This is a genomic window from Streptomyces sp. NPDC053493, assembly GCF_044544825.1.
Classification (GTDB): domain Bacteria; phylum Actinomycetota; class Actinomycetes; order Streptomycetales; family Streptomycetaceae; genus Streptomyces.
In genome coordinates, this window is the sequence record NZ_JBITXS010000003.1 from 556,726 (window position 1) to 577,421 (window position 20,696).

Sequence of the window (20,696 nt, forward strand, 5' to 3'; positions counted from 1 at the left end):
GCGCCGCGCCAAACGAGTGGCGCGGGCGCCACGGCGGATGCTGGGGTGGGGCCATGGACCTCACCGCACTGCGCAACCGTTACGACCGGCAGCTCCGTCTCGGCGCCCGCCCCGACGGGCCCGGCGCCCGCGTCGAACGCGACGGGCCCGTCGTCCGCCAGACCGGGCCCGCCCACGGCTGGAACGGCGTGCTGTGGTCCGGCCTCGGCGTGTCCGACGCCGACGCGGCCGTCGCCGCGCAGATCCGTCACTTCACGGCCGCCGGGCGGAGCTTCGAATGGAAGCTGTACGGGCACGACGGCCCCGCCGACCTCGCCGGCCGGCTCCTCGCCGCAGGCTTCGTGCCGGAGGAGCGCGAGACCCTCATGGTCGGCGAGGCGGCCGCCGTCTCCACGCCCGTGGACCTGCCGGCCGGCGTCGAGCTGCGCGCGGTCACCGACGAGGCCGGAGTACGCGACGTGGTCGAGGTGCACGAGCGGGCCTTCGGCACGGACTCCTCGCACATCGGGCGCCGCCTCCTCGACCAGCTCGCCGAGGCGCCCGGCACCGTCGCCGCCGTCGTCGCCCTGGCCCACGGCGCGCCCGTCAGCGCCGCCCGCCTCGACCTTCCCGAGGACAGCGACTTCGCCGGTCTGTACGGCGGCGGCACCGTCGAGGCCTGGCGCGGCAAGGGCCTCTACCGCGCCCTGGTCGCCCACCGCGCCCGTATCGCCGCGGCGCGCGGCTACCGCTACCTCCAGGTCGACGCCGCCGACACCAGCCGCCCCATCCTGGCCCGCCTCGGCTTCGCCGAACTGACGACGACGACCCCGTACGTCTACGAGCTCGAGGACCGCGGCCAGCGGGTCAGCGGGTCCAGTGCGCGGGCCGTTCGAAGCCCTCGGGCAGCCGGGTGGCCGCGTCGCCGCGGGCCGCGTTCAGCTGGGGCTGGGTGAGGAACAGCGCGCCGGTCAGGTCCGCGCCCGACAGGTCGGCGTCGCGCAGGTCCGCGCCGATCAGATCCGTGAGCGACAGGTCCGCCCCGCTCAGGTCTGCCGCGATCAGCAGCGCCCCGCGCAGGTCCGCGCCCCGCAGCTTCGCCCCGCGCAGCCGCTTGCCGATGAGGTCGGCGCCGCGCCGGTCCTTCGGCTTGCCGCCGGCCGCCGCGCGGACCAGGGAGCTGCTCTTCAGGAGCAGCGGGTTCACCTCGGCCCGCACCGGGCCCACGTCCAGCTTCTCCAGCTCGTCCGCCGAGCCCTCGGTCAGCTCCGTCACCCGGGCCAGGGCGCGGTCGAGGTCGCGGTGGAGCGGGCGGGTCGCGGCGAGCGCCCGGGCCTCGGTGAGGTAGCGCAGCAGCTCGTGCAGCTGACGCATCACCGGGAACACCTCGTACATCTGCCGGGCGCTGTCCGGGGCCTCCCGCCACGACACCCCGCCGAACGTCACCTGCGAGACCTTCTGGCCGGCGCCGAAGCAGTCGTAGACGGTGCAGCCCTGGAATCCGCTGTCCCGCAGCCGGGCGTGGATCGAGCAGGTGAAGTCCTGCCCGAGGTTCCGGCACGGCTCGCCCGAGGACTTGTTCACGGCGAAGTCGGCGGAGCGGGCGAAGGGGAGGGCCACACAGCACAGCCCGAAACAGTTCGCGCAGTCACCGCGCAGCTCGGCGTGACGGGTCTCGGACACGGTGAAACGGCTTCCTTCGCTGGTGGGGGGCGGCGTGCGGGCCGGCGCCCGCGGACGTCCCACCGTATCGCGCCCTGGGCGAACTCGGTTGCCCCGCGCCTCCCGGCCCGGCGAGGATCGACGGCATGCCTCAGTTCACCACGTACGACGGAACCCGACTCTCCTACCGGATCCAGGGTGAGGGCGACCCGCTCGTCGTCCTGCCCGGCGGACCCATGCGCGACGCGGGCTATCTCGGCGACCTCGGCGGACTGACCGCGTACCGCACCCTGATCGTGCTCGACCCGCGCGGTACGGGCGGCAGCGACGTTCCCGCCGACCCGGAGAGCTGTCGCTGCGACCGCCAGGTCGCCGACGTCGAGGCGCTGCGCGTCCACCTCGGCCTGGACCGATTCGACCTGCTCGGCCACTCCGCCGGCGGCGCCCTGGCCACCCTCTACGCGGCGGCGCACCCCGAGCGGCTCGCCGCCCTGGTCCTGGTCACCCCGAGCACCCGGGCCGTCGGCGTCGGCACCACGGACGAGGAGTGGGACAAGGCCGCCGAGGTCTTCTCCGACCAGCCGTGGTACGCCGAGGCGCGGGCCGCCCTGGACGGCACCGGGCCCGACACGCCGATGTCCGAGGTCTCCCGTATCGCGATGCCCTTCGCGTACGGCCGCTGGGACGAGGCCGCGCGGGAGCACGCGGCGGGCGCCGCCACGGAGATGAACTGGGCGGCGGCCGAGGCCTTCTACGCACCCGGCGCCTTCGACCCCGAGGCCACCCGGGCGGCCCTGCGGCGGCTGACGGCGCCCGTCCTCGTCCTCGCCGGCGAGTACGACGCGGGCCCCGCCCCGGCGAAGGCGGCCGCGTTCGCCGCCTGCTTCCCGCACGCCGAACTCCTTGTCCTGCCGCGATCCGGCCACTTCCCGTGGATCGACGACTCCGGCGCCCTCGTCCGCCCGGTCGCCGCCTTCCTCGACCCGGCGGTGCGCACGGTCACCGTCGACGGCGTCCGCCTCGCCTACCGGGTCATCGGCCCCCAGGACGCCCCGCCGGTCGTCCTGGTGCACGGGCGCGGCGAGAACAGCGTCAACTGGACCGACGTCACCATCGAGCTGGCCGCCGACCGGCGGGTGTACGCCGTCGACCTGCGCGGCCACGGACTGAGCGATTGGCCCGGCCGCTACGGCTTCGACGTCTTCCGCGACGAGCTCGGCGGCTTCCTGAAGGCGCTCGGTCTGGCCGGCGCGACCGTGGTCGGGCACTCGATGGGCGGCGCGGCGGCCTATCTGCTGGCGCAGCGCGAGCCGGGCCTGATCGGCCGGCTCGTGCTGGAGGACTCGCCGGCGTTCTTCCCGCTCGACCCGCCGCGCGGGCCCGCCGAGCGGCCGGACGGGCCACTCGGCCTCGACTGGGCGGTGGTCGGCGCCACCGACGCCCAGCTCAACGACCCGGACCCGGCCTGGCGCGCGGAGGCGTCGGCCGTGACCGCCCCGACCCTGATCCTCGGTGGCGGCGAGCGGAGCCATCTGCGGCAGGAGGAGCTGGCCTGGATGGCCGACCGGATCGCGGACGCGCGCCTGGTCACCATCGACGCCGGGCACCTGATCCACCACACCCGGCCCCGCGAGTTTCTCGCGGCGCTGCGGGAGTTCGGGGTCTAGACGGACGAGCCGGCTGACCGGCCGGCCCGGCGCGGCCGGCGGGCCAGGCCGTGGGCGGGCGCCGTGGAGGACCGGTCACGGCCGGGTGTCGGCCTCCGCGGCCACCGACCGGGCCCACCGGTAGTCCGCCTTGCCGCTGGGCGAGCGCTGGATCCGGTCGGTCAGGACGAGCTGGCGCGGGACCTTGTAGCCGGCCAGCCGGGTGCGGCAGTGGGTCTGCAGCGCCGCGAGGTCCAGGGGCGCCGCCCCGGCCCGCAGTTGCACCACGGCCGCCACGTGGTTGCCCCACCTCGCGTCCGGTACGCCGGCGACGAGCGCGTCGTACACGTCCGGATGGGACTTCAGCGCCTGCTCGACCTCCTCCGGATAGACCTTCTCGCCGCCGGTGTTGATGCACTGCGAGCCGCGCCCGAGGACGGTGACCACTCCGTCCGCGTCGACGGTGGCCATGTCGCCGAGGAGCACCCAGCGCTCCGCGCCCTTCTGGAAGAAGGTCTCGGCGGTCTTCGCCGGGTCGTTGTAGTAGCCGAGCGGCACATGGCCGCGCTGGGCGAGCCGGCCGGTCTCGCCGACGGCGACCGGTTCGTGGGTGGCCGGGTCGACGACCTGGGTGCGCTCGTTGACGTGCAGCCGGAAGCCCTTGGCCGGGCCGGAGTCGTCGGTGGCGCGGCCGTTGGAGCCGGACTCGGAGGAGCCGAAGTTGTTGAGCAGGAGCACGTTCGGCACCAGGGCCTGGAACTGCTCGCGCACGGTGTCCGACATGATCGCGCCGGACGAGGAGACGCTGAACAGGGACGACAGGTCGGTGCCCTTGAGCGGTCCCGTGAGCGCGTCGACCAGCGGGCGCAGCATCGCGTCGCCGACCAGCGAGACGCTGGACACCTTCTCCTTCTCGATGGTGCGCAGCACCTCCTCGGGCGCGTACTTGCGGTGGATCACCACCCGCTGCCCGTAGTTGAACGCGATGAAGGAGGTGAGCGTGGAGGTGCCGTGCATCAACGGCGGCGCGGGGAAGAAGGTGAGTCCGGCGCCGCCGGCCGCGACCCGCTCGGCCAGCTCCTCGGGCCGTTTCACGGGCTCCCCGCTGGGATCGCCGCCGAACAGGCCGGCGAAGAACAGGTCCTCCTGGCGCCACATCACGCCCTTGGGCATGCCCGTGGTGCCACCGGTGTAGATGATGAACAGGTCGTCGGCCGACCGCGGCGCGAAGCCCCGCCCGGGTGAGCCGGCCGCCTCGGCCGCGGCGAACTCCACGCAGTCGAGCCCCGGCGCTCCCTCGGGCGGGGTCCCCACCCGCACGAGGTGCCGCAGCTTCTCCGTCCGCGGCAGCGCGGCCGCGACCCGCCCGGTGAACTCGGCGTCGAAGACGAGTGCGGCCAGATCGGCGTCCCGGTAGAGGTAGACCAGTTCCTCCTCCACGTAGCGGTAGTTGACGTTCACCGGCACGAGCCGGGCCTTGAGGCAGGCGAGCACGGTCTGGAGGTACTCGACGCCGTTGTACAGGTGGAGTCCGAGGTGCTCGCCGGGGCGCAGCCCCGCGTCGATCAGGTGGTGGGCCAGCCGGTTGGCCGCGGCGTCCAGCTCGGCGTACGTCAGCCGGCGCTCGGCTCCCGTGCCCGGGTGGTCGACGTAGACCAGCGCCTCGCGGTCCGGGACCACGTCCACGACCGATTCGAACAGGTCGGCAAGGTTGTACTCCACCGTTCCTCCTGATCCCGGTCCCCACGCGCGGACCGGCCTGTCGGTGACTGGCGCGGTCATTAGAGCGCCGACGGGCGGAGGTGGGAAGGGCCCGCGCAGAAGAATCTGACTGACTGTCAGAAAACTATTGAACTGATCCCGCCACTCCTGCAACCTGTTCCAGAAATGGAGACGGCCACCGGATCCGGGAGATGCCGATGAGCGGCAGCACCGAACACCTCAGCGTGCGGCGCGAAGGCGCCACACTCGTTCTCACCCTGAACCGCCCCGAAGCGAGGAACGCCCTGTCCCTGGCGATGCTCGTCGGCCTCTACGACGGCTGGCTGGAGGCGGACGCCGACGACTCGATCCGCTCGGTCGTCCTCACCGGCGCCGGCGGCTCCTTCTGCGCCGGCATGGACCTCAAGGCGCTCGCCGGCAAGGGCATGGAAGGGGAGCGGTACCGGGACCGGATGACCGCCGACCCCGACCTGCACTGGAAGGCGATGCTCCGCCACCACCGCCCGCGCAAACCCGTCATCGCCGCGGTCGAGGGACCCTGCGTGGCCGGCGGCACCGAGATCCTCCAGGGCACCGACATCCGCCTCGCCGGCGCCTCCGCCACCTTCGGCCTCTTCGAGGTCCGCCGCGGCCTGTTCCCGATCGGCGGGTCCACCGTCCGCCTGCCCCGGCAGATCCCTCGCACGCACGCCCTCGAAATGCTCCTCACCGGCCGGCCCTACACCGCCGAAGAGGCCGCCCGCATCGGCCTCGTGGGCCGCGTCGTCCCCGACGGCACCGCCCTCGACGCCGCCCTGGAGACCGCCGAACGGATCAACGCCTGCGGGCCGCTCGCGGTCGAAGCCGTGAAGGCATCCGTCTACGAGGCCGCCGAGCTGACGGAGGAGGAGGGCCTGGCGGCGGAACTCAAGCGGGGCTGGCCGATCTTCGCGACGGCGGACGCGAAGGAGGGCGCGCGCGCCTTCGCGGAGAAGCGGCCGCCGGTCTACCGCCGGCAGTGACCACGCCCCGCCCGCAGCCCGCCCACCGACCCCCTGGAGCCCCCGTGACCGCCGCCCCCGAAACCCTCCGCGCGCCCCTCGTCGTCGAGTTCCCCTTCACCCGCTCCCTCGGCCCCGTCCAGTCCGCCTTTCTCACCGGCCTGCGCGAGCGCATCGTCCTCGGCGTGCGCACCGAGGCCGGACGGATCCTCGTCCCACCCGTCGAGTACGACCCCGAGACCGCCGCCGAGCTGCGCGACCTCGTCGAGGTCGAGGCCACCGGCACCGTCACCACCTGGGCCTGGAACCCCGAGCCCCGCCCCGGCCAGCCGCTCGCCACCCCTTTCGCCTGGGTCCTCGTCCGGCTCGACGGCGCCGACACCGCGCTCCTGCACGCCCTCGACGCGCCCGGCCCCGACGCCGTACGCACCGGCCTGCGCGTCCGGATCCGCTGGGCCGCCGAACGCGCCGGCGCCATCACCGACATCGCCTGCTTCGAACCGTACGAACACGGCCCGGACGCCGCCGGCGGCGAACCCCGCCCGCACGACGGCGCCTTCGACGAGCCGGTCACCGGCATCGTCGCCGCCGCCCGCCTCGACTACACCTACAGCCCCGGCCGCGCCCAGACCGCCTATCTCCACGCCCTCGCCGAACGACGCACCGTCGGCGAACGCTGCCCGTCCTGCGCCAAGGTGTACGTGCCGCCCCGCGGCGCCTGCCCCACCTGCGGCGTCGCGACCACCGAACGCGTCGAGGTCGGCCCCCGCGGCACCGTCACCACCTTCTGCATCGTCAACATCAAAGCCAAGAACCTCGACATCGACGTCCCCTACGTCTACGCCCACATCGCCCTCGACGGCGCCGGACTCGCCCTGCACGGCCGGATCGCCGGCATCCCCTACGACCAGGTCCGAATGGGCCTGCGCGTCGAGCCCGTATGGAGCGAGAACGGCCGCTATCCCGACCACTACCGCCCCAGCGGAGAGCCGGACGCCGACTACGACACGTACAAGGAGCTGCTGTGAGCGCTGAGAGCCGACCGGCCCGCGACGTGGCGATCGTCGCCTTCGCCCAGACCGACCACACCCGGCGCACCGACGAACTCTCCGAGGTCGAGATGGTGATGCCGGTCCTGCACGAGGTGCTGCGGCAGACCGGCCTGAAGACCTCCGACATCGGCTTCACCTGCTCCGGCTCCTCCGACTACCTCGCCGGCCGCGCCTTCTCCTTCACCATGGCCCTCGACGGCGTCGGCGCCTGGCCGCCGATCTCCGAGTCCCACGTGGAGACGGACGGCGCCTGGGCGCTCTACGAGGCCTGGGTGAAGCTCCTCACCGGCGAGGCCGACACGGCGCTCGTCTACGCGTACGGGAAGTCCTCGCCCGGCTCCGTGCGCGACGTGCTGACCCGCCAGCTCGACCCGTACTACGTCGCCCCGCTCTGGCCCGACTCCGTCGCGCTCGCCGCGCTCCAGGCCCAGGCGCTCATCGACGCCGGCGACACCGACGAGGAGGCGCTCGCGGCGATCGCCGCCCGCAGCCGCCAGGACGCCGCCGCCAACCCGCACGCCCAGCTGCCCGGCGCCCGCCCGCAGGGCGACCACCTCGTCGCCCCGCTGCGCACCGGCGACTGCCCGCCGATCGGCGACGGCGCCGCCGCCGTCGTCCTCGCCGCCGGCGACCGGGCCCGCGAACTGTGTGCCAGGCCCGCCTGGATCACCGGCATGGACCACCGCATCGAGGCCCACGCGCTCGGCGTGCGCGACCTCACCGACTCGCCGTCCACCCGCCTGGCCGCCGAACGCGCCGGCGCCTTCGACCCGGCCGCCGCCCGGCCCGTCGACACCGCCGAACTCCACGCGCCCTTCACCTCCCAGGAGGTGGTCCTGCGCAAGGCCCTCCGCCTCGGCGCCGACGTCCGCGTCAACCCCTCCGGCGGCCCGCTCGCCGCCAACCCCGTCATGGCCGCCGGACTCATCCGGCTCGGCGAGGCCGCCGCCCGCATCCACCGCGGCGCCTCCGACCGCGCCCTCGCCCACGCCACCTCCGGGCCCTGCCTCCAGCAGAACCTGGTCGCCGTCCTGGAAGGGGACTCGCAATGAGCAAGGAACCGGTCGCCGTCGTCGGCATCGGGCAGACCAAGCACGTCGCCGCCCGCCACGACGTCTCCCTCGCCGGCCTCGTCCGCGAGGCGGCCCGGCGCGCCCTGGACGACGCCGAGCTGACCTGGGCGGACGTCGACGCCGTCGTCATCGGCAAGGCCCCCGACTTCTTCGAGGGCGTGATGATGCCGGAGCTCTACCTCGCCGACGCGCTCGGCGCGGTCGGCAAGCCGATGCTCCGCGTCCACACCGCCGGCTCCGTCGGCGGCTCCACCGCCCTCGTCGCCGCCAACCTGGTGGCCGCCCGGGTCCACCGCACCGTCCTCACCCTCGCCTTCGAGAAGCAGTCCGAGTCCAACGCCATGTGGGGCCTGTCGCTGCCGATCCCGTTCCAGCAGCCGCTGCTCGCCGGCGCCGGCGGCTTCTTCGCCCCGCACGTGCGCGCCTACATGCGGCGCACCGGCGCGCCCGACACGATCGGCTCCCTCGTCGCGTACAAGGACCGCCGCAACGCCCTGCTCAATCCGTTCGCCCATCTCCACGAGCACGACATCACGCTGGAGAAGGTGCAGGCGTCGCCGATGCTGTGGGACCCGATCCGCTACTCCGAGACCTGCCCGTCCTCCGACGGCGCCTGCGCGATGATCCTCACCGACCGTGCCGGCGCGGCCCGTTCGCCCCACCCGCCGGCCTGGATGCTCGGCGGCGCGATGCGCAGCGAGCCCACCCTCTTCGCCGGCAAGGACTTCGTCTCCCCGCGGGCCGGCCAGGACTGCGCCGCGGACGTCTACCGGCAGGCCGGCATCACCGACCCGCGCCGGCAGATCGACGCGGTCGAGATGTACGTGCCGTTCTCCTGGTACGAGCCGATGTGGCTGGAGAACCTGGGCTTCGCGGCGGAGGGCGAGGGCTGGAAGCTCACCGAGGCCGGCGTCACCGAACTCGGCGGCGACCTGCCCGTGAATCCCTCCGGCGGCGTGCTGTCCACCAATCCCATCGGCGCCTCCGGCATGATCCGCTTCGCGGAGGCCGCGCTCCAGGTGCGCGGACAGGCCGGCGCGCACCAGGTCGAAGGGGCGCGCACGGCGCTCGGGCACGCGTACGGCGGGGGCGCGCAGTTCTTCTCGATGTGGCTCGTCGGCGACCGGCCGCCGACCGGCTGAGGTCTGTCCGCGGCCGGGACCGCTCGCTACGCTGAGGCCCGGACGAGCAGCACAGCGTGACGCGTGGGACGCGTGAGGCGCGAGAGGAGCACGGACGTGACGGACAGCAGCACCATGACCCAGCACGCCTGGTCGGGGCGGGACCTGCCGGACCTCGACCTGTCGCAGGCGGACTGGCGCTCCGGGAGCCAGGGCGTGGGGGACGTCCAGATCGCGTTCGTCGAGGGCTTCATCGCGATGCGCAACGGGCGGCGACCGGAGGCGCCGTCGATCGTGTTCAGCCCGGCCGAGTGGCGGGCGTTCGTCGTGAACGCGCGGGAGGGCGAGTTCGACCTCACGTGACACCGCCCTAAGATCTGATCATGAGTGCGGAGCGTGATCTGACCCGGCTCGTCGCCGGGATGCGGCCGGAGCTCCACGACGGCCGCTACGTCTTCACCGCCGTCGCCGGCACCGCCGCGCCGGCCGGCCTCGCGCCGGTCGTCACCGTCGCCGAGCGCGAGGGCCTGACGCTGGTCGTACGCCAGGAGGACGCCGACGCGGCCTCGCTGGCGTACGACTACGTGGCCGGCTGGATCACCCTGCGGGTCCACTCCGCGCTCGACGCCGTCGGCCTGACCGCGGCCGTCGCGGGCGCGCTCGCCGACGCCGGGCTGAGCTGCAACGTCGTCGCCGGCTACCACCACGACCACCTCTTCGTCGAACACGCCCGCGCGCAGGAGGCGTTGGCCGTCCTGGAGGACCTCGCCCGACGCGGCGGGCAGCCCGGACCGGCGTCCGCGGAGCGCTGAGCCGGACCCGCGGAGGTCTTTTCACGTAACCCTCACAATCCCCGTCCTCATGGTCGCGTCCCGGCGTACGCTGGGGTCCTTCGCGGGGCGACCGCCCCGGCGCACCCCTCGTGCGCCGGGCGTGCGCCCCCCGTCGTGGGGGTGGACGATGTCAGCACAGCGAGGCTTCGGCCTCATCGAACGCGAGACCGAACTCGCCGCGGCCGAGGAGGCCTTGAACCTCCTCACCGGCCACACCCCGGCCCGCCGGCCGGACCCGCCGGCCCGGCACGCCCCGCCCGGCGAAGCCGCCCCGACGGCCCCTGACCAGGGCCGGCCGGAAGCGGACCCGGGCGCGGTGAGGGGGCACGGGGACGCGCCCGCCGGGCCTGCGGACGCGGCGCAGGCGCGCGGGGAGGGACCTGCGGGCCCGGGCGGTGGCGTGTCACGCGCGCGCGGGGACGCAACTGCGGGCGCGGGCGGTGGCGCGGCACAGGGTCGCGGGGACGGACCTGCGGGCCCGGGCGGTGGCGCGGGACTGGGGCCCGCGGGCCCGGCCGCCGTGCCCGGCTCCGGCGCCCCGCACGGCCGCACCGCCCGCGTGCCCCAGCCGCGCCAGGCCTCCTCGGCGCCCCGGCTGCGCGTCGTGCCCGGCCCGGACGCGGACGGTGCCGCGCCCGCGCCGGGCTCCCGCCGGGAGCCGAGCGCCACCGGCGACGAGGACACCACCACCGCGCCGGGCGCACGGCACACCGGTCCCGAAGCTGCCGCGCCCGGGTTCGTCCGTGCCGCTCCGCGGCGGGGCGGGGTGCTCGCGTTCGCCGCGCCCGCCGGGATGGGAAAGACCACGCTGCTCGCCGAGATCCGGCGGCGGGCCGCCGCCAAGGGGTGCACCGTGCTGTCCGCGCGGGGCGGGGACCAGGAACAGCGGGTGGCGTTCCACGTCGCGCGGCAGCTGCTGCAGCCCCAACTGGCCGCCGCCTCCCGTACCGAGCTCCGTGACCGGCTCGGCAGCTGGTACGACATCGTCGGCCCCGCCCTCGGGCTCTGCACCGCCGCCGAGGGCGCGCCGCCCGACCCGCAGGGACTGCGCGACGGGCTCGACTGGGTCCTCACCCACCTCGCCGTACGCCGCGCCCCGCTCGTCGTCGTCCTCGACGACGCCCACTGGGCCGACCCGGAGTCCCTCGGCTGGCTCTCCGCGTTCTCGCCCCGCGCCGAAGAGCTGCCCATGCTGCTCGTCGTCGCCTACCGCCCCGACGAACTCCCCGAGTCCGGAGAGGAGTTCACCGGACGCCGGTCCGGGCAGCGCCCGCTCGGCCTGGAGCCGCTCACCTCCACCGCCATCGCCCGCCTCGTCCGCGACCGCGTCGGCGCCCACGCCGACGACGCCTTCTGCCGCGAGTGCTGGACCGTCACCTCCGGCAACCCCTTCGAAGCCGTCGAACTCGCCGCCCGGATCCGCGACCGCGGCCTCGAACCCACCGCCGAGCGCGCACCCGCCCTCCGCGACCTCGCCGCCGCCGTCAAGGGCAGCGGCCTGATCGCCCAGATCGAACGGCTCGGCACCGCCGCCGTCCGCCTCGCCTGGGCCTGTGCCGTCCTCGGCACCGAGATCTCCCCGCAGCTCGCCGGCGCCGTCGCCGGACTCGGCCGCGACGAGGTCGCCCGCTGCGCCGAGCTCCTGCGCCGCACCCGCGTCCTCGCCCCGGCCCGCCGCCCCGCCCACCCCGACACCGGCCCCGCCGCGCGACCGGCCTCCGCGTCCCCGTTCCCGTCTCCGTTCCCGTCTCCGTCCGGAGCCGATACCGCGTCCGGACCCGAAACCACGGCCGACACCCTCGAATTCGTCCATCCGCTCATCGCCACCGCCGTCTACGACGCGATTCCCGCCGCCACCCGCGTCGCCCTGCACGGCCAGGCCGCCTGGTGCGTCGTCGACGCCGGGCTCGGCCCCACCGCCGCCGCCCGCCACCTCGTCGAGACCCATCCCGAAGGCGACCCGTGGGTCGTCAAGAACCTGCGGGCGGCCGCCCGGGAGACCCTGCGGGCCGGCGCGCCCGACACCGCCCGCCGCTATCTCGCCCGCGCGCTGCGCGAACCTCCCGACCACGACGAGCGGGCCGCCGTCCTCTTCGAACTCGGCTCCGCCTCCCTGCTCACCGAGCCCGCCACCACCGTCAACCACCTGCGCGCCGCCCTGGAGGAACCGGTCGCCGACCCGGCCCTGCGCCACGGCATCGTCTACCGGCTCTCCCAGGTCCTCGCCCACAGCGACCGGCTCGTCGAGGCCTCCGAACTCCTCGACCGCGAGTCCCGGCTCACCACCGACGCCCGCACCCGGCTGCGGATGCAGTCCGAGAAGTTCATGTGGGACGCCTTCCGCGCCGACGAGCCCGACTCGCCGGCCCGCTCCCGCCGGCTCGCCACACTCGCCGACCGCCTGACCGGCCGCGACCTCACCGAGCGCTACATCATCGGCCTGCGCGCCTGGGACGCCACCCTCCGCGCCGAGCCCGCCGCCCTCGCCGTCGGCCACGCCGAACGCGCCCTCGACGGCGGCCTGAGCTGGGCCGACGAAAGCCGCGGCTTCGAGGTGCCCGTCCTCGTCGCCCTCACCTTCCTCTACGCCGACCGGCCCGGCCGCGCCGAGGAACTGTTCGCCGCCGGCACCGCCGAGTTCGAGCGCCAGGGCTGGCGCGGCGCCCACCTCTCCTTCGCGTACACCCTCCTCGGCTACATCCGCTACCGCCGCGGCCGCCTCGTCGAGGCCGAGGACTTCGTGCGCGCCGGCCTGCGGCTCGCCGAACGCGTCGGACCGCGCACGCCCGCCCAGTGGTACGCCACCGGCGTCATGATCGAGGTGCTGCTCGCCCGGGGCCGGACCGAGGAGGCCGAGCGGATCGCCCGCACCCACGACTTCGGCGAGCCCTTCCCGGCCGCCGTCACCTTCCCCGACTCCCAGACCGTCCACGCCGAGCTGCTGCTTGCCACCGGCCGCACCGAGGAGGCCGCCGCCGAGCTCGCCGCCGTCGGCCGCCGCCTCGACCCGCGCGGCATGCGCAATCCCGCCTGGTGTCCCTGGCAGCTCCATCTCGCGCTCGCCGAGGCCTGCGAGACACCCGGACGGGCCCGCGACACCGCCCTCGCCGCCGTCGAGCGCGCCCGCCAGTACGGGGCGCCCTCCGCGATCGGCCAGGCGCTCCGCGTCACCGCCGAGGTCTCCGGCCGGAGCGACGGCGACCGGGTCAAGCTCCTGGAGGAGTCCGTCGACTGGCTCGACCGCTCGCCCGCCGCCTACGAGCTGGCCCGCTCGCTCGTCGCCCTCGGCACCGCGCTGCGCCGCACCGGCCGCGTCGACGAGGCCGCCGACCACCTCTACCGGGGCCTGGAGACCGCCCAGAGCTGCGGCGCGGACGCCCTGGTCGAGGACGCGCGGGCCGAGCTCGCCGCCGCCGGCCTGCGGCCCCGTACGCTGCTGTCCGCAGGCACCGACACGCTCACCACGCGTGAGCGCGCCGCCGCCGAGCTCATCGCCCGCGGTGAGGACCCGGCCGCCGCGCTCGGCGCCGACCGGGCCACCGTCACCCGTCTGCTCTCCGCCGTCTACCGCAAACTCGGCACCGACCCCGCGGGCCTTGGCACCGCCCTGCGGGCCCTCGGCGACCGGTCACCGTGACGCCCCGGCCGTCGCCCCGCCCGACACCGCCACCGATACCCCCATCGACGCCGCCCCCGGCGCGCCGCATCGCGCGCCGGGACACGTACCATGGCGGTATGTCCTTCCTCCGCCGCCGCAGCGCCGCCACACCCGCGGGCCCGGACTTCGACGTCCTGGCCATGGACCCCGGGGACTGGCCCGGCAATCTCGGCGCCGGCCTGCTCCCGGCGCCCGACGGCAGCTGCCAGGGCGTGTTCCTGCGCTACGACCTCTTCGGCGGCCGCGGACCCGCGATGATCATCGGCAATCTCCCGGAGGGCTCCCCGGCGCGCGAGCTCGCCGACGGACAGGTCCCCTTCGAGGTGGCCCAGCTGCTCGCGGCCCTGGAGAACGACGAGCCGGTCGAGGTGCAGGGCCGCGAGGACGTGCCGGTGATGCAGGGCGACAACCTGCTCATCGTGCGCCGGCTCAAGCTCTCCGAGAGCCGGATCTCCTGCGTCCAGTTCGACCGCAGCGACAACGTCCTGGTCACCATCGCCAGTTGGGACCGCCCCATCACCGACGACCTGTACGCGCTGCTGAAGCCGCTGCCCGCCGAGCTGTTCCAGCAGGGCTGACCGGGAGGCCGGGGGACGATGAGCAGCGTGCGCGTCGACAGCTGGATCTGGGCCGTCCGGCTCACCAAGACCCGCTCCCAGGCCGCCGCGGCCTGCCGGGCCGGACACGTGAAGGTCAACGGCGAGCGGGCCAAGCCCGCCCAGCCCGTGAAGCCCGGCGACGAGGTACGGCTCTTCCACGGCGGCCGGCAGCGGATCGTCGAGGTGAAGCAGCTGCTCACCAAGCGGGTCGGCCCGCCCGCCGCCGCCGAGGCGTACGTCGACAACAGCCCGCCTCCGCCGCCGCGCGAGCACGTGGCCGTCGCCGGCGTGCGCGACCGCGGAGCCGGCCGCCCCACCAAGCGCGACCGCCGCGAACTCGACCAGCTGCGCGGCCCACGCACCTAGCCACCACGCGTACGAGGGGCCGCTCCCGGCACGGCACCGGGAGCGGCCCCTCGTCATGCCGGCTCAGGACACCGACGAGCCGTACGTCGACGCGAGCCGGGCCGCCGCCGTCCCGAGGCCCCGCGGACCCCGCCGCAGCACCGACGAGCCCGCGCCCGCGTGCACGTCCCGAGCCCCGTAACGACGCGCCGTCCGGTGCCAGTTGAGGACGCTCGCGAGCCAGTCCTCCAACTCCCGCAGATACGCCTCGAACGCCGCCCGGCCCTCCGCGTCAAGCCCGAAGTCCTCGTACAGCAGCGGTACTTCGCGGCGCTTCAGCTGCTCGAACTGGCGCAGCCGGCCGCGCATCAGGTCGTCGACCATGCGCACCGCCGTCGGATAGTCGCAGTCGAAGAAGGTCTGCACGACGAGCACCAGGTTGTGGATCTCGCCCTCGACCTCGATCTCCTTCTGGTACGAGAAGAGGTCGTTGACCATCGCCCCGTAGTCCATGACCGCGTTCTCCAGGGCCCGCACCGTGCCCGAGCGGTAGAGCTCCGCCGGCAGTGCCTCCTCGCGCCGCAGCCGGCCCATCAGCATCGTCAGCTCGGAGCCGAAGGTGCTGCGCCGCATCTCCACGTAGTCGACCGGATCGGGCACCCGGTGCTGCGCCACGTTGTGCAGCTCCCACAGCCAGCTGTCCAGCATCAGCTCCATGGCCGTCCGCAACCGGGCCCGCGCCGTCCGGCTCATCGGCCGTGCCGTCCGCGCCCACACGTCGGCGAGCGCCCGCTCCAGCGGGTTGGCCGCGTCCACCGCGCCCGCGGCCGGATCCTCCAGCGGCATGAGGGACTTGAGGCGCTCCGTCTGCTCCTTGGCGGCCGTGAGGTTCCGGGGCCGCCCGAAGACGATCGGGTAGTAGTCGTCCGCGTACGTGCCCCAGGTCAGCCACTGGGCGCTGAGCTCCAGCTCCTCCAGGCCGGCGTCCGGGTCGATGCCCGCCGAGCAGAGCGCCACGTCGAAGCCCTCCAGCATCGGCCGGTCCCAGATGTCGTCGAGGAGGCCCATCGCCTGCGCCCAGTCCTCCGAGCGCCGCTTCGCCTCCCGGTGATGAGGACTGACCGACAGCGGGTAGGGCAGGTCGAACGCGGGCAGCAGGGACGGCCCCACGTACTGGTGCGGCACATGGCTGAGCGTGCGCAGCCTCTGCGCGGCCGGCCGGCCAAGCAGGGTCCGGATGTCCAGGCCGAGGCCGCCGGGCAGCCCGCCGGTGCGCGAAGCGCCGTCGGCCAGGCCCTCGTTCATGTAGCGGCTGGAGCGCAGATGCCACTCGTGGCCGCCGGACTGCCAGTCTTGCAGCCCCTTGGTGTAGGCGGCGACGGCCGCGGCCTCCTGCGGCCCGAGGCCCTGCTCCGCGCACAGCGCGGGCACTTCGGTGAGCGCCGTGTTCTCGAACTGCTGGAGCCGCGAGGTCAGCAGGTCGTTCACCGCGTTCGCCGCCTCCTGCGTCGTGCAGCCGAGGAACCTCTCCAGGACGAGCACGCCGTTGCTGTTCTCGCCCTCGTCCTCGACCTCCCGCTGGTACGAGAACAGGTCGTTGCGCAGGTGGACCGCGTCCGAGAACGCGTCCCGCAGCACGCGCAGCGGCCGGGAGTACGCCACCCGCTCGGGCACCTCGGCGCCCGCCGCGTACTCCACGAGACCGGCCGACCAGGGCGCCCCGCCGACCTTGCGGCGCATCTCGATGTACTCGAGCGGGTTGGCGACCCGGCCGTCGTTGATGTTGTCGAGCTCCCACAGCGACTCGTACAGCAGGTGCTCGGTCGCCTCGGCGAAGCGCACCCGCCAGGCCGCCGACATCGACGGAACGGTCCGCCGCCACAGGTCCGCGAGCCCCGCCTCCACCGGATTGACCGGCTCGGGCATGCCGGTCGCCGGGCCGGCGGGCATGAACAGCGGCAGCCGGTCCAGATACGCCTTGCCGCCGGCCCGGTCCTGGCCGCGCTTGAAGACCTCCAGGAAGTGGTCGTCGAAGAAGAAGACCCACGTGTACCAGTCGGTGACCAGGCAGAGCGCGTCCGCGTCGCAGTCCGGGTGGGTGTACGAGCAGAGCAGCGCGTAGTCGTGGGCCTCGAGGTCCGCCTCCTCCCACACGCCGGAGCCCTCCAGCATCCCCATCCGACGCGCCCAGTCGCGCGTGTGCGCGCGGGCGACCTCCACATGGGGATTGAGCCGCGCCGGATACGGGACATAGAAATCCGGCAGTACGAAGGGCTGAGCCATGCCAGGGAGGCCTTCCGGTGATCGTGGGCAGCTGTCCGGCCGAGCATTACCCCTCGCACCCCACGCCCACGCGAACACCGAAATAGTCGTACGAGTGGCGTGAGGTGCCGGCCGGACCGCCTCCCGGCGACGGTCCGGCCGGCACCCCGCGCGTTTCGGCCGCGCCCCGCTCAGCCCCGGGAAACCCGCACGTCAGCGGCCTTCACAAAGGCGACCCGATGGCCGAACTGGATCTCGTAGTACTCCTCCTGACCGCGCACGACCGCGTGACCCGCGGGATCGAACGTCGGTGCGTAGAAGTACTCGCCCGCCGTGCGGCCTCCCACCACGTACCGCTGACCGGCGAGCAGCTTGTACGGCAGCGGCGACACCGACTGCACCGGGGCACCCGCCGGGTAGGCCGAGGCCTCCGGATACGCCCGCCCGTACACCGGCACCGATGCCAGACCCTCCTTCGGCGTGAGGACGAGACCGCGCGCGTTCACCGCCGTCGGCTCCGTCCGCGGATTGTGGAACCAGGCCTTCTGCCCGAGGTACCAGACCGCCGTCCAGTCGCCCTGCCGCTCCGCCACCGCGAAGCTCTGGCCGGTCGACGCCCGGGCCCCCGTGTCATTGACCCCGACGGTCGAATCCTGCCCGCCCGGCCGCAGACCGATGTCCTTCACCAGCGGCGCGTCGGCGCTCGGGGCGGTGTGCAGGCGCACCGCCCCGCTCCCGTGCGGCGCGCACGCCTCCCCGGCCTTCACACACCCCGTGTACACCGGCCGGTTCGCCACGTACTCCGGACGGATCGTCACCACTCCCGCGTCCGGACCCGCGCTCGGCGTGATCGGCCGGCCGAGCAGCTGGAAGTAGTGCGCCCAGTCCCAGTACGGGCCCGGATCCGTGTGCATGCCCTTGATGGACGAGGTGACCGTGCCCGGCACGTTGTCGTGGCCGAGGACGTGCTGCCGGTCCAGCGGGATGTCGTAGCGCTTGGCCAGATAGCGCACCAGCCGGGCCGACGTCCGGTACATCGCCTCCGTGTACCAGGAGTCCGGCGAGGTCAGGAAGCCCTCGTGCTCCAGGCCCACCGACTTGGCGTTCACGAACCAGTTGCCCGCGTGCCAGCCCACGTCCTTCAGCGCCAGGTGCTGCGCGATGTGACCGTCCGAGGACCGCAGCGAGTACTGCCACGACACGTACGTCGGGTCCTGCACCAGCTTCAGCGTCGTGTCCCAGCTCGCCTCGGTGTCATGGATCACGATGTAGTCGACCGACTGCGAGGCCGGCCGGTCCGCCAGGTCGTGATTGCCGTAGTCGCCGTCGCCGAACTCCTCGTACGGCGCCGGGATCCACTCGCACGCCACCGACGGCGGGCACTCCACCGGACCCTTCGCCGGTGCCCGCAGCCCCAGCCGCGCCACCTGCCCGGTGTCCGGCGCCACGCCCGGATCGGCCGCCAGGGCGACCTGCCGGCCGTCGTCCGTGGTGCGCGACGCGCCGGTGCGGATCACGTCGAAGACGTCGTCCGCGTAGGCCGTGGCCGTCGCCGTGTCGTCCGCGCCCGAGTAGCGCGCCACCGCCCCGTACCAGTCGGCCGGGTCCGCGCTCGCCGGCAGGCCCGCCTCGCGCTGCGCCGCGGCCAGCAGCGCCGCGCCGCCCTCGATGTTCGCCGCCGTGCTCGTACGCAGCTCCTCTGCCGGCAGACCGGACAGCTCGGCCGCCCGCTCCAGCGTGCGCAGACGTGGCGGAAGCCCGGCCGCCGAGGGCGGCGGAGCCTCGGCGCCGAGCCGCGGCGGCCGCGCGTCGTCGCCCCGCGCGTCCTCCGCGCCGTCCGCATGGTGCGGCGCCTCGGCGAGCGCGGTGGCCGCGTCCGTCAGGTGCATGGGGCCGTAGCCGCCGGTCACGCTCGGCGCGCCGCCGTGGGCGTCCCAGCGCGACTGCAGATACGACACGGCGAGCAGCACGCTCTGCGGAACACCGTGCCGCTCGGCCGCCACCGCGAACTGCCGCTGCAACGAGCCCGCCACGGGCTCCTCGGCGGTGGCGGACGGCATGCCGGACAACAGCGGCAGCAGCAGGACGGCGGGCGCGACACGTCTGAGGGACGTGGAACGGAGCAAGGCAGCCTCCAGGAACGGATGGGGGAGCGGGGGCGTGCGGGACCGAACCCGTACAGGGGTAGCCGCTTCCGGAACATCCGTCAATCACCCTGCCCAACCTGCGATTTCGCACGTCAGAGGGTTTCGCGCGAGGGGCCCGCCCGCCTGCGGCGCGTCAGTGGTGTGGACCATTGAGGCCGCCGCACCGGACGACGTACGGCCGTCCGCCACACCCCGCCTTCCGCAGGAAACGCGGAAGCGCCGCGTCCCGGTGTGTCGGCACCGGGCGCGCGGCGCGCCACCCCCGTATCCGTGTCGGACCCGCGCTCAGCGCGTCCCGACCGCCGCGCGCACGGCCCGCCGTGCCATGGCGCAGTCGTCGTGCAGCCGCCGCAGCAGCAACCGCTGTTCCTCGCCCGGCGAGACCGCACCGGCGGGCACCGGCACCGAACCGGCCGGCTGAGCCTCCTTGATCGTGCGCTGCACCGCCGTCTCGTACGTCCGGATCTCCCGGGTCAGCACGATCATCAGGTTCACCAGGAACGCGTCCCGCGAGGCCGGACCCGCCTGCTGCGCCAGCGAACTGATCTGACGCCGGGCCAGCGGCGCGTCGCCGAGCACCGCCCACAGCGTCGCCAGGTCGTACCCGGGCAGATACCAGCCCGCGTGCTCCCAGTCGACGAGCACCGGACCGGCTGGCGACAGCAGCATGTTGGAGAGCAGCGCGTCACCGTGACAGAACTGCCCCATGCCCTGCCGGCCGCCCGCGTGCGCGAGCCCGTGCATCAGCTTCTGCAGGTCGTCCCGGTCCCGGTCGGTGAACAGCCCGAGCTCGTGATAGCGGGCGATCCGCGCCCCGTAGTCGAGCGGGGCGTCGAACGTCCCGGCCGGCGGCCGCCAGGCGTTCAGCCGGGCGACGGCGCCGAGCGCGGCCCGCACGTCCGCCCGGGGCGGGGCCTCGACGGGGTGACGGGTCAGCGCCGCCGCCCGCCCCGGCATCCGCTCGATGACCAGCGTGCAGTTCTCCGGATCCGCGGCGATCAGCCGCGGCGCGCGCACCGGAGGACGGTGCCGGACGAACGAACGGTAGGACGCTATTTCGTGCCGGAACCGCTCGACCCACGCGGGGGAGTGGTCCAGTAAACACTTCGCGACCGCGGTCATGCGTCCGGTCGTCCCCACGATCAGGACCGACCGGCCGCTGCGCCGCAGCACCTGCACCGGATTGAACTCCGGGCAGATCCGGTGGACGGACGCGATGGCCATGCGCAGCTGCGCGCCCTGGGGACCGGACAGGTCGATCCTCCCGCTGGGCGGCTGGACGGTGCTCCCCGCCCAGCGCCTCGGCCGCGCCGCTCCCTGCGTCGGAGCGGGGGCGAGGTACGGTCCGGAACCGGCCGGAACGGTGCGGTGCAGCGGCCGGGGCGGGGCGGTCACGGAGGACGATGCTGTGTACATGGAGGTGACAGATCCCTTCGTGCGCCGACGAGTTGCGTGCGTCGCCCCGCCCGCCGGAACGGCCCGCACCCTGGGGAAAATGAGGGCCGGTCGACGGAGCGGGGTGGCGCGTTCCTACCTGACACCCGGGCGCGGGTGGCGGAACATCGGGCGCACCCTGGCGAACCATGGCGAATAGTCGCCAGCCCTATGACAGGGGGC

At 74.3% G+C, this 20,696-nt stretch carries 16 protein-coding genes; 11 read left to right on the forward strand and 5 right to left on the reverse strand.

Annotation, left to right across the window (positions count from 1 at the left end; all coding sequences use genetic code 11):
- Positions 1 to 53 precede the first annotated feature (53 nt).
- Entirely contained in the window at positions 54 to 935 is an 882-nt protein-coding gene (locus tag ACIGO8_RS12335; protein ID WP_399727980.1) for a GNAT family N-acetyltransferase, read from the forward strand.
- Here ACIGO8_RS12335 and ACIGO8_RS12340 read toward each other — a convergent pair.
- On the reverse strand, positions 847 to 1,662 hold the full coding sequence (locus ACIGO8_RS12340; protein WP_399727983.1) for a pentapeptide repeat-containing protein: 816 nt from the start codon (positions 1,660 to 1,662) through the stop codon (positions 847 to 849). The two genes, ACIGO8_RS12335 and ACIGO8_RS12340, sit on opposite strands and share 89 nt — an antisense overlap.
- 125 nt (positions 1,663 to 1,787) lie before the next feature.
- Between ACIGO8_RS12340 and ACIGO8_RS12345 the strand changes: the two genes are divergently transcribed.
- Positions 1,788 to 3,308 carry an alpha/beta fold hydrolase gene (locus ACIGO8_RS12345; RefSeq protein ID WP_399727986.1) on the forward strand — a complete coding sequence of 507 codons (1,521 nt, stop codon included), beginning with the start codon at positions 1,788 to 1,790 and terminating at the stop codon, positions 3,306 to 3,308.
- A gap of 75 nt (positions 3,309 to 3,383) precedes the next feature.
- On the opposite strand, the gene ACIGO8_RS12350 is transcribed toward ACIGO8_RS12345, so the two are convergent.
- Complete coding sequence (locus ACIGO8_RS12350; protein WP_399727988.1) at positions 3,384 to 5,009, reverse strand: acyl-CoA synthetase; 1,626 nt, start codon at positions 5,007 to 5,009, stop codon at positions 3,384 to 3,386.
- A gap of 197 nt (positions 5,010 to 5,206) precedes the next feature.
- On the opposite strand from ACIGO8_RS12350, the gene ACIGO8_RS12355 reads away from it, so the two are divergent.
- From ACIGO8_RS12355 to ACIGO8_RS12395, 9 genes are all read left to right on the forward strand, one after another.
- Entirely contained in the window at positions 5,207 to 6,010 is an 804-nt protein-coding gene (locus ACIGO8_RS12355) for a crotonase/enoyl-CoA hydratase family protein (RefSeq protein ID WP_399727990.1), read from the forward strand.
- Between the two features lie 44 nt (positions 6,011 to 6,054).
- Entirely contained in the window at positions 6,055 to 7,017 is a 963-nt protein-coding gene (locus ACIGO8_RS12360) for a Zn-ribbon domain-containing OB-fold protein (RefSeq protein WP_399727993.1), read from the forward strand.
- Complete coding sequence (locus ACIGO8_RS12365) at positions 7,014 to 8,093, forward strand: thiolase domain-containing protein (protein ID WP_399727996.1); 1,080 nt, start codon at positions 7,014 to 7,016, stop codon at positions 8,091 to 8,093. Before ACIGO8_RS12360 ends, ACIGO8_RS12365 begins: the two co-directional genes overlap by 4 nt.
- On the forward strand, positions 8,090 to 9,256 hold the full coding sequence (locus ACIGO8_RS12370; RefSeq protein ID WP_399727999.1) for a thiolase domain-containing protein: 1,167 nt from the start codon (positions 8,090 to 8,092) through the stop codon (positions 9,254 to 9,256). The genes ACIGO8_RS12365 and ACIGO8_RS12370 overlap by 4 nt, the downstream gene beginning before the upstream one ends.
- A 114-nt stretch (positions 9,257 to 9,370) precedes the next feature.
- On the forward strand, positions 9,371 to 9,598 hold the full coding sequence (locus ACIGO8_RS12375) for a DUF397 domain-containing protein (protein ID WP_399728545.1): 228 nt from the start codon (positions 9,371 to 9,373) through the stop codon (positions 9,596 to 9,598).
- A 20-nt stretch (positions 9,599 to 9,618) separates the two neighbouring features.
- Positions 9,619 to 10,047, forward strand: a complete 429-nt coding sequence (locus ACIGO8_RS12380; protein WP_399728002.1) for an ACT domain-containing protein — start codon at positions 9,619 to 9,621, stop codon at positions 10,045 to 10,047.
- An 814-nt stretch (positions 10,048 to 10,861) separates the two neighbouring features.
- Positions 10,862 to 13,705 carry an ATP-binding protein gene (locus ACIGO8_RS12385; protein ID WP_399728547.1) on the forward strand — a complete coding sequence of 948 codons (2,844 nt, stop codon included), beginning with the start codon at positions 10,862 to 10,864 and terminating at the stop codon, positions 13,703 to 13,705.
- Positions 13,706 to 13,803: 98 nt separating this feature from the next.
- Complete coding sequence (locus ACIGO8_RS12390) at positions 13,804 to 14,304, forward strand: hypothetical protein (RefSeq protein WP_386863038.1); 501 nt, start codon at positions 13,804 to 13,806, stop codon at positions 14,302 to 14,304.
- An 18-nt stretch (positions 14,305 to 14,322) separates the two neighbouring features.
- Entirely contained in the window at positions 14,323 to 14,691 is a 369-nt protein-coding gene (locus ACIGO8_RS12395; RefSeq protein ID WP_399728006.1) for an RNA-binding S4 domain-containing protein, read from the forward strand.
- Between the two features lie 63 nt (positions 14,692 to 14,754).
- Here ACIGO8_RS12395 and ACIGO8_RS12400 read toward each other — a convergent pair whose 3' ends face one another.
- The 3 genes from ACIGO8_RS12400 to ACIGO8_RS12410 form a co-directional block, all read right to left on the reverse strand.
- Positions 14,755 to 16,953, reverse strand: coding sequence for a germacradienol/geosmin synthase (locus ACIGO8_RS12400; RefSeq protein ID WP_399728008.1), 2,199 nt, complete (start codon positions 16,951 to 16,953; stop codon positions 14,755 to 14,757).
- Positions 16,954 to 17,123: 170 nt separating this feature from the next.
- Positions 17,124 to 18,992: an N-acetylmuramoyl-L-alanine amidase gene (locus tag ACIGO8_RS12405; protein ID WP_399728550.1), complete on the reverse strand. Its 1,869-nt coding sequence runs from the start codon at positions 18,990 to 18,992 to the stop codon at positions 17,124 to 17,126.
- Positions 18,993 to 19,364: 372 nt separating this feature from the next.
- Positions 19,365 to 20,495, reverse strand: a complete 1,131-nt coding sequence (locus tag ACIGO8_RS12410) for an aminoglycoside phosphotransferase family protein (protein ID WP_399728011.1) — start codon at positions 20,493 to 20,495, stop codon at positions 19,365 to 19,367.
- Between the last annotated feature and the right edge of the window lie 201 nt (positions 20,496 to 20,696).